The sequence below is a fragment of the Robertkochia solimangrovi genome, from assembly GCF_007279655.1.
In the GTDB taxonomy this organism is placed as follows: Bacteria; Bacteroidota; Bacteroidia; order Flavobacteriales; family Flavobacteriaceae; genus Robertkochia; species Robertkochia solimangrovi.
Window position 1 is genome coordinate 355,138 of the sequence record NZ_QKWN01000001.1, and the last position, 13,906, is coordinate 369,043.

At 40.1% G+C, this 13,906-nt stretch carries 13 protein-coding genes; 6 read left to right on the top strand and 7 right to left on the bottom strand.

The annotated features are described in order from the left end of the window. The 5 genes from DMZ48_RS01530 to trhO all read right to left on the bottom strand — a co-directional run bounded on the left by DMZ48_RS01530 (nucleotide 1) and on the right by trhO (nucleotide 5,991). Complete coding sequence (locus DMZ48_RS01530) at nucleotides 1–705, bottom strand: CoA transferase subunit A (protein WP_143953336.1); 705 nt, start codon at nucleotides 703–705, stop codon at nucleotides 1–3. A 126-nt stretch (nucleotides 706–831) separates the two neighbouring features. Beyond that, complete coding sequence (locus DMZ48_RS01535) at nucleotides 832–3,183, bottom strand: penicillin-binding protein 1A (RefSeq protein ID WP_143953337.1); 2,352 nt, start codon at nucleotides 3,181–3,183, stop codon at nucleotides 832–834. An 8-nt stretch (nucleotides 3,184–3,191) separates the two neighbouring features. Next, nucleotides 3,192–3,674 carry a gliding motility lipoprotein GldH gene (locus DMZ48_RS01540; protein WP_143953338.1) on the bottom strand — a complete coding sequence of 161 codons (483 nt, stop codon included), beginning with the start codon at nucleotides 3,672–3,674 and terminating at the stop codon, nucleotides 3,192–3,194. Continuing rightward, nucleotides 3,667–4,836 carry a PSP1 domain-containing protein gene (locus DMZ48_RS01545; protein ID WP_143953815.1) on the bottom strand — a complete coding sequence of 390 codons (1,170 nt, stop codon included), beginning with the start codon at nucleotides 4,834–4,836 and terminating at the stop codon, nucleotides 3,667–3,669. Before DMZ48_RS01545 ends, DMZ48_RS01540 begins: the two co-directional genes overlap by 8 nt. A gap of 123 nt (nucleotides 4,837–4,959) precedes the next feature. Beyond that, the gene (trhO, locus tag DMZ48_RS01550) at nucleotides 4,960–5,991 is read right to left on the bottom strand and encodes an oxygen-dependent tRNA uridine(34) hydroxylase TrhO (RefSeq protein WP_143953339.1); all 1,032 of its coding nucleotides are present in this window, start codon (nucleotides 5,989–5,991) and stop codon (nucleotides 4,960–4,962) included. A 278-nt stretch (nucleotides 5,992–6,269) separates the two neighbouring features. On the opposite strand from trhO, the gene recA reads away from it, so the two are divergent. From recA to DMZ48_RS01570, 4 genes are all read left to right on the top strand, one after another. Next, nucleotides 6,270–7,271 carry a recombinase RecA gene (gene recA / locus DMZ48_RS01555; RefSeq protein WP_143953340.1) on the top strand — a complete coding sequence of 334 codons (1,002 nt, stop codon included), beginning with the start codon at nucleotides 6,270–6,272 and terminating at the stop codon, nucleotides 7,269–7,271. Nucleotides 7,272–7,372: 101 nt separating this feature from the next. Beyond that, the gene (locus DMZ48_RS01560; protein ID WP_143953341.1) at nucleotides 7,373–7,798 is read left to right on the top strand and encodes a hypothetical protein; all 426 of its coding nucleotides are present in this window, start codon (nucleotides 7,373–7,375) and stop codon (nucleotides 7,796–7,798) included. A gap of 18 nt (nucleotides 7,799–7,816) precedes the next feature. Next, on the top strand, nucleotides 7,817–8,362 hold the full coding sequence (locus tag DMZ48_RS01565; RefSeq protein ID WP_143953342.1) for an RNA polymerase sigma factor: 546 nt from the start codon (nucleotides 7,817–7,819) through the stop codon (nucleotides 8,360–8,362). A gap of 6 nt (nucleotides 8,363–8,368) precedes the next feature. Then, entirely contained in the window at nucleotides 8,369–9,820 is a 1,452-nt protein-coding gene (locus tag DMZ48_RS01570) for a PorT family protein (RefSeq protein ID WP_143953343.1), read from the top strand. 76 nt (nucleotides 9,821–9,896) lie between these two features. Here the strand turns inward: DMZ48_RS01570 and DMZ48_RS01575 are convergent, their stop codons facing one another. Continuing rightward, on the bottom strand, nucleotides 9,897–10,637 hold the full coding sequence (locus DMZ48_RS01575) for a lysophospholipid acyltransferase family protein (RefSeq protein WP_143953344.1): 741 nt from the start codon (nucleotides 10,635–10,637) through the stop codon (nucleotides 9,897–9,899). Between the two features lie 137 nt (nucleotides 10,638–10,774). Between DMZ48_RS01575 and trpS the strand changes: the two genes are divergently transcribed. Next, nucleotides 10,775–11,746, top strand: coding sequence for a tryptophan--tRNA ligase (trpS, locus tag DMZ48_RS01580; RefSeq protein ID WP_143953345.1), 972 nt, complete (start codon nucleotides 10,775–10,777; stop codon nucleotides 11,744–11,746). Between the two features lie 12 nt (nucleotides 11,747–11,758). Here the strand turns inward: trpS and dprA are convergent, their stop codons facing one another. After that, nucleotides 11,759–12,865: a DNA-processing protein DprA gene (gene dprA / locus DMZ48_RS01585; RefSeq protein WP_143953346.1), complete on the bottom strand. Its 1,107-nt coding sequence runs from the start codon at nucleotides 12,863–12,865 to the stop codon at nucleotides 11,759–11,761. Nucleotides 12,866–12,966: 101 nt separating this feature from the next. Here dprA and DMZ48_RS01590 point away from each other — a divergent pair, with 101 nt between their 5' ends. Then, nucleotides 12,967–13,902 carry an HU domain-containing protein gene (locus tag DMZ48_RS01590; RefSeq protein ID WP_143953347.1) on the top strand — a complete coding sequence of 312 codons (936 nt, stop codon included), beginning with the start codon at nucleotides 12,967–12,969 and terminating at the stop codon, nucleotides 13,900–13,902. Nucleotides 13,903–13,906: the final 4 nt, after the last annotated feature.

Below are 13,906 nucleotides of genomic sequence, written 5' to 3' on the forward strand. Positions count from 1 at the left end.
TCAATATTCCTTTTTTTGGGTAGTTCTTTTTTCGATTCTCTTTTCAAAGCGTTCTCCTTTAAAGATTCTTTGAACAAATATGCCTGGGATATGTATTTCATTAGGGTCAAGTGACCCTGCCGGTAAAAGCTCTTCAACTTCCGCTACCGTAACCTTAGCAGCCCCGCACATTACCGGATTAAAATTCCTTGCAGTTCCTTTAAAAATGAGATTCCCGGCCTCATCTCCTTTCCAGGCTTTAACCACGGCAAAATCAGCCTGAAAAGCAAATTCCAGTAAATGAGGTTTTCCATTAAAGATCCGGCTTTCCTTTCCTGCACCTACTTCCGTACCAAACCCTGCCGGTGTATAGAACGCCGGAATACCTGCTTGAGCTGCCCTGCAGCGTTCAGCTAACGTACCTTGTGGAATCAATTCCACTTCGAGTTCGCCACTTAACATTTGCCGTTCGAATTCATCATTCTCCCCGACATAGGAAGAAATCATTTTTCTGATCTGATGTTTTTGAAGTAAAAGTCCGAGTCCGAAATCATCGACTCCGGCATTATTAGAAATACAAGTGATGTCCCTGACCCCTTTATCACTTAGAAATGCGATACTGTTTTCAGGGATTCCACAGAGTCCGAATCCCCCAAGCATCAGTGTCATACCGTCCGTTACATCATGAAGTGCATCTGTAACGGAAGCTACTGTTTTATTGATCATTCGAATAACAATTTATCAAGAGAATTACTGTAAAATGCCTCTCTTTTGATTATATGATAAATATACTACCGAAAAATACGAATAATCAATAAAACAGATTAAATTGTTGAAGTATTAACTCATTTATTAGAAATCCGGCACATAACCTTCTTCCTCTTTTACTTTTAAAGTATCTACCGACTCATCATCCGTAACCGCCTGAGTACAGTCTACCCTAAAACTTAACTCTTCCGGGGCAACAAAATCTTCTTTGGAAATTTCCAGATCTCCATCCTCATAACATTTTTTCATGTATAGCCCCCAGATCGGAAGTGCCATGGTAGCCCCCTGACCATAGGTAATGGTCTTAAAATGTATAGAACGATCTTCTCCACCGACCCATACTCCGGTTACCAGGTTTGGTACCATACCCATAAACCAACCATCGCTATGATTTTGTGTTGTACCTGTCTTACCAGCTATTGGATTATCGAAACCATAAGGATAACCTGTGATCACTTCCTTATATTCAGCCTTGTCTACTGCCCACTGATGTCGAAGTCTTGCTCCAGAGCCTCCTTCAGTTACCCCTTTAAGTAAGCTTACCGTAGTATAAGCAACTTCTTCACTTAAGACATCCTTGGTTTCCGGAACCGACTCAAAGAGCACCGTTCCGTTCTTATCCTCTATCCGGGTGATCATTACCGGCTTGACATACACGCCCTGGTTGGCAAAAGTTCCGTAAGCCCCTACCATTTCATATACGGAAATATCAGGAGTACCCAGTGCTATAGAAGGCACTGCAAGTATATCAGAGGTGATTCCCATCTTCTGGATCAGGTTCACTACGGGCTGCGGACCTACCATATTCATTAATCGTGCCGTTACAGAGTTTACGGAATTCGCTAAAGCATCTTTTAACGCTAGAAGCTTACCGGTATATTTACCATTGGAGTTTTCCGGGCACCAGGGTTCCATATTACCATATTTACCCGCTTCAATACAAGTTAGAATATCCGGTAAGGAATCGCAAGGTGATAGGTGCAACTGATCGATGGCAGTAGTATATACAAAAGGTTTAAATGTAGAACCCGCCTGACGCTTTGCCTGCTTTACCTGGTCATACATAAAATGACGATAATCAACACCTCCAACCCAGGCCTTTACATGACCTGACTGAGGCTCCATAGACATCATTCCGGTTCTCAGGAAAAACTTATAATACCGGATGGAATCTAAAGGAGTCATCACAGTATCCACCACTCCATTATAGGTGAAGATCTCCATTGGGATTTTTTGTTTAAAGGATGCCAGTATCTCCTCATCCGACTTCTTCAGATCGTATTTCATTTTTCTCCAACGCTCAGAACGACGCATCGTCAGACGCATTAACGTATCAATCTGGCCATTTCGGAGATCAAGAAAAGGTGCCGTGGGATTACGAACCTTGGTATTCTGATGAAAGAATTCAGCCTGTAACTTAGACATATGTTCATTTACCGCGTCTTCCGCATAAGCCTGCATACGCGAATCGATGGTTGTATAAATTCGCAATCCGTCCAGATAAATATTATAAGGTTTTCCGTCTGGCTTGAGGTTCTCTTCTTCTCGCGTCCAATTCTTCAACCACTCTCTAAGGTATTCACGGAAATAAGTTGCGATACCCTGACTATGCGATTCCGGATGATAATCGATAGTCAATGGCAAAGCCTGAAGACTGTCTTTAACTTCCTCAGTAATAAAATCATTCTTATACATCTGTCCGAGTACCACATTTCGTCGGTTAGAAACCCCTTCAGGATTGCGACGAGGATTATAAAGTGAAGAATTCTTAAACATCCCCACCAACATGGCAGATTCCTCAACGTTCAATTCCTGTGGTTCCTTACCGAAATAGATACGCGCTGCGGATCTGATTCCATCCGCATTATTATTGAAATCATATATATTGAAATACATTGCGATAATCTCCTGTTTAGTATACTGTCTTTCCAGCCTTATCGCAATAATCCATTCTTTCATTTTTTGAATAACACGTTCGATAACATTCTGCGCAACATCATCTGTAAACAACTGTTTTGCCAGCTGTTGCGATATAGTACTCGCCCCTCCGCGTGATCCTAAAAATACCGCGGCACGTAAAGTACCCCAGGCATCTATTCCTGAATGGTCGTAAAAACGCTCATCTTCGGTTGCTACCAAAGCATTTACAAGGTGATCGGGTAAATTTTCAAAGGCAACAGGAGTTCTATTATCACTTAGATAATATTTTCCGAGGGTTTTACCATCGGAAGAAATCACTTCAGAGGCCAGATTGGTCTGGGGATTCTCAAGGATTTCGAAAGTTGGCAAGGGACCGAACACCCCCCATGACGCAAGAAGGAACATTAGAATCATAGCCAGAATACCAGCTGCAAATAGGCGCCAGAACCATATGATATATTTTCTGAAACCTTCTGACTTCTTACCTTTTTTCTTAGTTGATGTTTTCTTTGCCATCTGTACAATTATTCTTCTTTACGTTCTAATGCTATACCTACGTCTGTAATACCCTTGAGAGATGTCACACCTTCTACATTTCCGATCTTTCTCATAGCGTGACCTATACTGATTTTATAATCTCCTCCTCCAGGAAAGACCACACCTTCCTTATACCAGAGTTTGTTTTCTTTAAGATCGGAAAAACCTGTACCCAACCATTCTCCATTGGGTTTAGCCATTTCATACTCCAAAGTATCCGTTATAGTTCTTCCATTAGGAAAATCCATATCCACGATTAAAAACAGGTTACTGAAACCAAAATTCTCATCATTTCTAAGGTTGATAAACAGATCGTAAGTATTGATCGTATCAGGTGCTTTGAAGTCAAAAATCACCTTTTCTTCTTTGCCCCATCCGTTCTTAAGGCTCTTGTAATCCGAGAAAACGGCATCTGCATTACAGGATATCAGGCAGATTCCAATGATCAGAATCAAAGAATATTTAAGCATTTTTAGGTCGTCTCCTTCGGTTATTGTTTCCTTTTTTGTTCTTGGCAGGTCTGCTCTTCCGGCTTTTCTTCGGACGGTCGAACCTGGTTAGACTATCTTGTCCTACAACGTTCTCAAATTCCTTTTTAGTATTTGAATCAGGATCAATTGCAAATTCTTCGAGGCTTGCCACTTTTTGTTTTTTCTTATTCTGTTGAATAATGGTCGATACCTGATCTAGCGTTAAAAGGTGCCATTTTGCCCATTCTCCATCATAAGCATACCATAATAATCCCTGAAATATATCAATTTTCTGACATACCGCCTCTCCTTTTTGTGTATAAAGTCGTACTTCCTGATCAGGAAAGTCCTTTAATGCATCCAGATAGGCATCCAACTCATAGTTGAGACAACACTTTAATTTACCGCATTGCCCGGCTAATTTTTGTGGATTTAGGGATAGCTGCTGATATCGCGCTGAAGCGGTATTTACAGATCTGAAATCTGTTAACCAGGTAGAACAGCACAATTCTCTTCCGCAGGAGCCGATCCCACCGAGTCTTGAAGCTTCCTGCCGGTAACCGATCTGTCTCATTTCAATACGGATATTAAATGCACGTGCCATATCCTTGATCAATTGACGAAAATCGACACGCTCTTCAGCAGTATAATAAAAGGTAGCCTTGGAACCATCTCCTTGAAATTCTACGTCAGATATCTTCATTTGAAGGTTCAATGCGATGGCTAATTCTCGGGAGCGTTTTTGAACACTGGGTTCTCTATCACGGGCTTTCACCCAAATATCGATATCCTTTTGAGATGCTTTTCTGTAGATCTTAGGGAGTGCTTCATCATTCGGGTCAACGTTTTTTCGTTTCATCTGAACTTTAACCAGCTCTCCGGTTAGTGTTACGATACCCACGTCATGACCGGGAGATGATTCAGTGGCGACAACATCACCAATATTTAAACTGAGACCTTCTTTGTTCTTAAAGAACTCCTTTCTGCTATTTTTAAATCGGACTTCCACACAGTCAAAAGTATTTTGACCATTGGGGAGCGACATATTTGAAAGCCAATCGAAAACAGTAAGTTTATTACAACCATCACTCCCGCAAGTACCATTGTTCTTACATCCACGTGGCTGTCCATCCTTACCGGTCGAACAACTGCTACAACCCATAATTTTATATCTAGATCCGGTAATAGACTGATTGACAGCATACCGGAAAAGGTTCATAATTAATTTAACTATCTCGTAAAGATACTATTATTTCTGAAGAACTAAAACGAGCCTCGATCAGGGCTAATTTTTGAACTTCAAAGCCTCTGATCTTCCTTTTTTAAAGATCAGATTACTCTTCTGTTGTCCTTTCCGAAGTGCTTTCTGCTCTTCATACGGCAGCGCCACAACTGACTTGCATTCTTCAGAACAACATTGATCCATCATTTCCGCACATTCCGGACATTGGATAAACAACAAATGACATCCCTCATTGGCACAGTTCACATGGGAATCGCAAGGTTTTCCACATTGATGACACTTCGCGATGACATCGCCCGATATCTGTTCTGATCTACGTTGGTCAAAAACGAAATTCTTCCCGAGGAATTTATTTTCAAGCCCTTGTTCCTGAACCTGACGATAATAATTAATGATACCGCCTTCGAGTTGATACACATTTTTAAAGCCTTTATGTTTATAGTAGGCGCTAGCTTTTTCACAACGAATACCACCGGTACAATACATCACCAGCTTCTTATCATCTTTGTGCTCCTTCAATGATGCTTCGATGATATCCAGAGAATCTCTGAAAGTATCCACATCTGGTGTTACCGCATTTTTGAAATGACCAATTTCACTTTCATAATGATTCCGCATATCGACAAGTACGGTATCAGGATCTTCAATGATCTCATTAAATTTGATCGCATCTAAATGGACACCCTTATTCGTGACATCAAAAGTTTCATCATTGAGTCCGTCAGCAACGATCTTATGACGCACTTTTACCTTTAATTTTAAAAAGGAAAAATTATCATGTTCAATAGCGATGTTGAGTCTGACATTCTCGAGAAAAGTTATCGAATCGAGATGATCCTTGAAATTTTGAAAATTCTCAGCAGGTACCGAAAGTTGTGCATTAATACCTTCTTGAGCGACATAAATGCGACCGAGCACATCCAGTTCATCCCAGGCGAGAAACATATGATTCCTGAATAATTCAGGGTTACCTATTTTAGCGTATTTATAGAAAGAGATCGTCAGCCGGTCTTTCCCAGCCTTTTCAATGAGTTCTGCTCTTTCTTTTGCGCTTAAATTATTGTACAGTTGCATGCTATACCAATTAAATTAAGTTAAAAGAAAAATCCTGATGCAAAAGTATGGTTTTCATCAAGAATTACGAATTATGTATACTTAATTGTATTATAAAGAAAAACAAGCAGCATTAAATCCCTTGTATTATAGTATTTTTCTTTCTTTTTGTAATGAAATGAACCACTTAGAATAAGAACCAATAAAAATAAAGGCATCTTGAAACGACCAACGGTTTGATTGCCGACTTAAAAATAAATAGTATTTTAGCAGCATTCATTAAATCATAAAATATACAGATGAGTTCGGAAAAAGACGCCAAATTAAAAGCGCTTAAATTAACCCTTGATAAACTGGACAAAACCTACGGAAAGGGAGCGGTAATGAAGATGGGCGACAGTGTCGTTCAGGATGTAGAAGTAATCCCAACCGGATCGATCGGCCTTGATATTGCACTTGGAGTAGGAGGATATCCCCGTGGTAGAATTATCGAGATCTACGGTCCCGAATCATCAGGTAAAACCACGCTTACACTTCACGCAATCGCTGAAGCACAAAAAGCTGGTGGTATTGCAGCTTTTATTGATGCAGAACATGCTTTTGATAGATTCTATGCAGATAAACTCGGTGTCGATATAGACAACCTCATCATTTCGCAACCCGATCACGGAGAGCAGGCATTGGAGATCGCTGATAACCTGATCCGTTCCGGAGCAATCGACATCGTTATCATCGACTCGGTTGCAGCACTGACTCCAAAAAGTGAGATCGAAGGTGAAATGGGGGATTCTAAAATGGGACTTCATGCACGATTGATGTCTCAGGCATTGCGAAAACTAACCAGTAGTATCAGCAAAACGAGATGTACGGTTATTTTCATCAACCAGCTACGTGAAAAAATCGGAGTAATGTTTGGAAATCCTGAAACCACCACTGGTGGTAACGCATTGAAATTCTATGCATCTGTAAGACTTGACATCAGACGTTCTACCCAGATCAAAGACAATGACGGGGAAGCCGCAGGTAATAAAACACGGGTTAAAGTTGTAAAAAACAAAGTTGCACCACCTTTTAAAGCCGCTGAATTTGACATCATGTATGGAGAAGGTGTTTCACGTGTTGGAGAGATTCTGGACCTCGGAGTTCAATATGAAATCATTAAAAAAAGTGGCTCCTGGTTTAGCTACGGCGACACCAAACTCGGACAAGGCCGGGATGCGGTTAAAAGCTTACTCGCTGACAATCCCGATCTGCTGGAAGAACTCGAAGGTAAAATTAAAGAAGCGTTAAAAACTTTATAACTTAAACTTAATCCCGATTTTTTCGGGATTTTTTTTGTTTTGTACGCAACCTTTTGGCAAGATCTGCATCTTTATATTGAATATCGAAAATGAATTGAAAGATGAAGAAGATTTTTGCCTTGTTTCTTACTACTATTATTTCACTCGGAATGAATTCCTGCGATCTTGATGATGACGACAGCGCGAACTTTCATTTCGAAACTCTTGAGACACTAAGTGCAGAATTACCAGAGAGTTTTGACTACGGTCAGGTATATCGAATAAATGTTGACATGCTTAGGCCAAGTGATTGTCATTATTTCGAAGGTTTTGATTATAATCACACTGATAAAACGGTAAGAACCATTTATCCTATTGCCTCGGTGATCGAAAGAAACGATTGTAATGATCTGGAAGATTCAGAAATGACACAGTATTTCGATTTTGAAGTTCGATTTACTGACACCTATACCTTTAGATTCTACACCGGCACCAATGAAGCCGGAGAAGACGAATTTATCGAGTATGAAGTACCGGTTAACCAATAAGATTAATTAAAACTATCTGTGAGTTTAGAACAACTCGTTGAAGAATGTAAAAAGCAGGACAGAAAGGCACAAGAACAGTTGTACAGGCTTTTTGGCAATAAGCTGTATTCGGTCTGCCTTAAATATTCCCGCAATTTCGCTGAGGCAGAAGATAATCTGCAGGATAGTTTTTTGACAATATTCAATAAAATAGGAACCTTTAATTTCAGAGGTTCACTTGAAGGATGGATGCGTAGGATCGCTGTGAACACCGTTCTTCAAAAATACAGGAAAGAAGGAGTTTTTGACGTATTGACAACCGAAATACCTGACGAGATTCAGGAGGTGGAGATCACTGATAATGACCTTAATCTGGAATATCTCCTGCAACTGATACAGGAACTACCTGATCGTTACAGGCTTTGCTTTAACCTTTATGTGTTGGACGGATATTCACATAAGGAAATTGCAAGTATGCTGGAGATCAGTGAGGGTACTTCGAAATCAAATCTCGCAAGAGCAAAGATCATACTCAGAAACAAGATCGAAGATGACAATTTAAACAAAAAGGCGAATTCCTTTTGACGAGCAATGAGTGATAAAAAAAATATAGAACGTCTATTCCAGGAAAAATTCAAGGATTTTGAGGCAGCCCCTTCTCAAGATCTATGGGAACAAATTGAAACAAAACTGGACTCAGGTAAACAAAAGAACAGAAAGGTCATCCCTTTTTGGTGGCAACTTGGTGGTGTTGCTGCATTGCTTACACTCCTGTTTCTGGCCGGAATCTCCCTATTCTCATCTCCAGAAATCTCAACAGACCCTCAAAATACTATCGTTAACACACCTCAAGAAGAAAGCAGCCCTTCGGAATCAGACAATAATCTTCCAGATCCGCAACTAAACTCGGTACAAAACAGTGAAGTGGCAACTACCCCTGAAAGTGAAGAAGACAACGTAAACAGCAACAAGAGCACTAACCTCAAACCTCAAATTCAAAGAGGTCCTGATACTTCCGATAAATTCTCTACTGCTGTCGCAAATAATAACACCCCTTCCCAACCTACAGAAAGCAATATTGTACCGAATATAAATAACAATACAGTGGTTTCATCATCCCGTATCAACCCGGGCAACCCCATCAATAACACGATAAAAGAAACAGACATAGCATCCGATAAACAAAATTCTGAAAATGCGGTTGCCGCGAACGAAGAAATGGCAGATGACAATGTTAATTCTGAAACCGATGGGAAAAAATCGCTTACTGAATATTTAAAAGAAAAAGAAGAAGAAGCTTTGGTTGCAGATGCAGCTCCGGCAGGATCAAGATGGAGTCTTAATCCGAATTTGGCTCCGGTTTATTACAATTCCCTTTCCGGAGGCTCTCCTATCGACCAACAGTTCAATGATAATTCAAAGCAGGGCGAATTAAATATGAGTTACGGTTTGAATGTTGCCTATCAGGTAACGGATAAACTCAGCATACGATCAGGTATCAATAAAGTTAATATGGGATATCGCACACAGGGAATTCAATTTATCCCTTCTTCAAGTGCCGTAAGTATGAGGAATATTAATTATTCTGATAATGCAATAATGGTGAGTATCATCGATCCAAATTCTCTGAACCGGCCAAATCTGGCATCTTCTGAGCTCGCCTCTAAAACCACAAATACTTATTCAGGTAATCTTAGTCAGCAATTCGGATATCTTGAAATTCCTCTCGAATTAAAATACAGGCTTACCGAAAATAAATTCGGAATAAATTTGATCGGAGGCTTCAGTTCCTTGTTTCTTACTGATAATCAAATAACTCTGAACTCAAACGATCTGACTACCGAAATAGGAAAAGCTAATAATATCAATAATTTGAATTTCAGTACAAACTTTGGCGTGGGATTTGATTACAAATTTTCTGACAAAGTTCTTATAAATCTTGAACCTATGTTCAAGTATCAATTGAATACATTCTCCGGCAATAATGGTGGTTTCAACCCTTATATGCTGGGTGTCTATACAGGCTTTAGTTTTAGGTTTTAAATTTTTTTAGTTGGTTAGGTTTGTTATTGCAAAAAGCAATGAAACCGGATGCTCCCTGTGGTGGGGAGCATTTTTTTTATGAATATTTCTGAAGTTCCTGAAATATCACCTGACGACAAGAAGTTTTTAAAATCTCTTTATCCACCCCGGAAAGTCCTTTAGTCTCCTGAAACGGATGAATAACAGCCCGCATTTTACCAGGTCCGCCTGCCAGGAATTTAAAAGGAAATCTTTTCTTATTATCAATAAAAGTCATGGGTACCACCGGAATCTGATGTTCGATGGCCAAACGGAACGCTCCATCCTTGAATTCATCCAAAATGACATTTTCATCATCTGGAACTCCTCCTTCAGGAAAAATACAAATACTAAGTCCTTGATTAAGCCGACGCTGTGCACGTTTGTATACCGCTGAACGACTCTTCGTAGAATTCCTGTCTACCATAATACAAACCCTCTTATAAAAAAATCCAAAAACAGGAATCTTCACAAGCTCCTTCTTCCCGACAAAAACAAAAGGATTCGAGGATGCCCTCAACATCAACATAATATCGGTCATAGAAGTATGATTTGCTACCAACATATAACTCTTTCCTTTAACGGGTTTCTGTTCGCGTTTAATGCTTACCCAACACCCCATACCGAATAGTATAATATTCGCCCATATATTTCTGGCAACCCAAAAAAATGCCGGATAGAATTTCTCGGAAGAACTGAGAATTAAGAGAAATGGGAACAATATAACGATCGGTATGGCAACAAGCAGATAAAACCAGATTCTATACAGTGTATATCCTATTGCCTTAAAAATTATCATGTGCAGTTTAGCTTAGTCTAACCGGGATTCAAATTACAAACATAATCCAATCGATACATTTATGTCAAATAATTATTGAAATACCGGTTTTTTTAAATAGGCGGTATCCTTACCTTTGTGAACTTTAAATTCGATATATGGCTAGGATACTAACAGGTATACAAAGTACCGGAACACCGCACCTCGGAAACATTCTGGGAGCACTAGTTCCTGCGATCAATATGGCGAAAGACCCAAAGAATGATTCTTTTCTTTTTATCGCCGACATGCATTCCTTAACACAGATAAAGAATGGTGAACAGCTCAGAGCCAACACCTATGCCACAGCAGCCTCATGGCTTGCATTTGGACTTGACACCGATAAAACGGTATTTTATCGCCAAAGTGATGTGCCTCAAACCGCAGAACTGACCTGGTACCTTAGTTGTTTTTTCCCTTATCAGCGACTTACTCTCGCACATTCTTTCAAGGATAAAGCAGACCGACTGGATGATGTAAATGCAGGATTATTCACCTACCCCATGCTAATGGCCGCTGACATACTCCTTTATGATGCAGAAATTGTACCTGTGGGAAAAGATCAGCTACAACATATCGAGATAACCCGCGATGTAGCTTCGAGAATGCACGCTCAACTCGACACGGAAATATTCGTCCTACCAGAAGGTAAAGTTCAGGAAGAGACCATGTATATTCCTGGTACTGACGGTCAAAAAATGAGTAAGTCAAGAAACAACCTCATCAACATTTTTCAGGCAGACAAGCCTCTGAGAAAACAGGTTATGTCTATCGAGACCGATAGTACTCCACTCGAGGACCCAAAAGATCCCGACAACTGCAATGTATTTGGCCTCTACAAGATCCTGGCTACAACAGAGCAAACCGCTCAAATGCGAGAGAAATATCTTGCCGGCGGCTATGGTTATGGTCATGCCAAACAAGAACTCTACGAATTGATTGTTGCGAAATTTTCGGATGCTCGTGAACGCTTTGAGTATTTCATGAACAACAAACATGAAATCGACAGTGTATTGGAACAGGGCGCAGAAAAAGCAAGAAAAATTGCTGACGAAACGCTTCTGAGGGTGCGCTCAAAAATCGGCTATTAAATAAACCGAGGATCAGCATATTTCAAAATATTTACCGGGAAGGGGTCTGACGATCCCTTTCATTTCCATATTGAGAAGATCCACGGCCACTTTATGCACCGGTTTTTTACAGATCAAAGCAATATCATCTAACAATTGCTTCCCTCCTTTTTTAAGAAATGTCATTATTTGTTCCTCATCATCGGTCAGATCAGTAAACAATTGCGTTTGTACCGATTTTTTTCCAGACAATTCATCCGGATTCCAACCCAACATATAAATTAAATCCTCCGCCGATTGCAAAAGATGGGCACGCTGCTTTTTGATCAATTCATTACACCCGGCACTATAGTGATCCGTCACTTTACCAGGAACTGCAAAAACTTCCCTGTTATAAGAATTAGCGATATCTGCTGTAACCAATGCCCCTCCCTTGCCGGCTGATTCAATAACGATTGTTGCTTCAGACATCCCCGCGATTATTCGGTTTCTTCTAAGGAAATTATTTCGCTCTGCCTTATCACCACTCCAAAAATCAGTCAAAAAGCCACCAGAGTTCATCATTTCAGGCACATATCGGGCATGCACTGCAGGATAAAGTGAGCCTAATCCATGTCCGAGACAAGCTATAGTTTTAAGTTTATGTTCCATGGCTACGCGATGAGCGCATATATCAACACCATATGCAAAACCACTGATGATGACGGGATCCATTATAGCCAACCCCCTGATCAGCTCCTCACACACCCTTTTTCCGTAGCCAGACATTTGACGTGTTCCAACAATACTGATCATTCTTTTTGAATTCAATCCTTCCCCGCCCTTTACATAAAGTATCAGTGGACCATCGACACAATGTTTTAATCGTTCCGGATAACCAGACTCTGTATAAACTGCAACTTTAATACCGTTTGTTTTGATATATTCTAATTCTTCATAGGCTTCCTCAGGCCTGTAAGCATCTTTCAGCATCCGCAACACAAATTTTCCTACACCATCGATTCTTTCTAAAATTGACGGTTTTTCTTCAAAAACAGCTGTAGCAGACCCACAAAACTGAATCAATTTTTTAGAAGTAATGTCTCCAATTCCTACTGCATGCTGCAAAAGCATTAAATCAATCAATTCTTTTTCCTTCATTATATAACTTATTTTCTACAGGAAGGTAATAAAATTGAATCTGTTAATAAAAACCTAAGTCGGAATTCTATTCATTTTATAAAAATTCACATATTTGCCTTATGCGAATTGAGAAATACATCAGCGATCTATTATATCGGTATCAATGTGTAACCGTACCCGGACTGGGATCCTTTCTGGCTCAACACCAGTCTGCGCGCGTACATGAAACAACAGATGCCTTCTATCCGCCAAGTAAATTGATCTCCTTTAACGGGCAGCTTCAATCTAATGATGGCCTTCTTACACGATATATAGCTGATGTCAATAAGATCTCTTATGAGGAAGCTGCTACCATTCTGGAAAAAACTGTAGCATCCTGGAAATCGTCATTTGCCAATGGAGAAAAAATCTCCATGGAATTTATCGGAGACCTGTGGAGCAACGAAGAAGGCAAGATACTTTTCCAGCCTTCTTATCATATTAATTACCTAACCAGCTCTTTCGGTCTTACTTCTTTCGTATCCCCATCCGTTATGCGTGAGGATATGAAGCGGGAAGTTATTAAACTTGAAGAAAAAGCACCTGTTGCTTTTACACCCGAAAAAAGAAAACAAAGATCTTATCTTAAATATGCAGCTGTATTTCTTTTGGCGATATCAGCAGGAACCACAGGTTACAAGTTGGTTAAAATGAATGAGGCCAAACAAATCGAGATGGTTCAAAGAGAAGCGCAGGAAGCAGTTCAAAGAACGATTCAGGAAGCGACTTTCTTTGATGTTTCTCCTTTAGAAATGCCCGCTGTAACACTCAACCTTAAAAAAGCTCCAAAGATCTATCACATTATTGCCGGCGCTTTTCGGTTCGAAGAAAATGCCCAGAAAAGAGTTGATGAACTCCGCAGAAAAGGCTTTGAAGCTGAAATTATCGGCAAGAACAAATATGGCTTGCATCAGGTAACCTATGCCAGCTTTTCCGAAGTGAATGAAGCGCTGGAAAATCTGAGACAAATCAAAGCAGGAGAATCTTCTGAAGCCTGGCTATTCGTAGACAAATAATTTT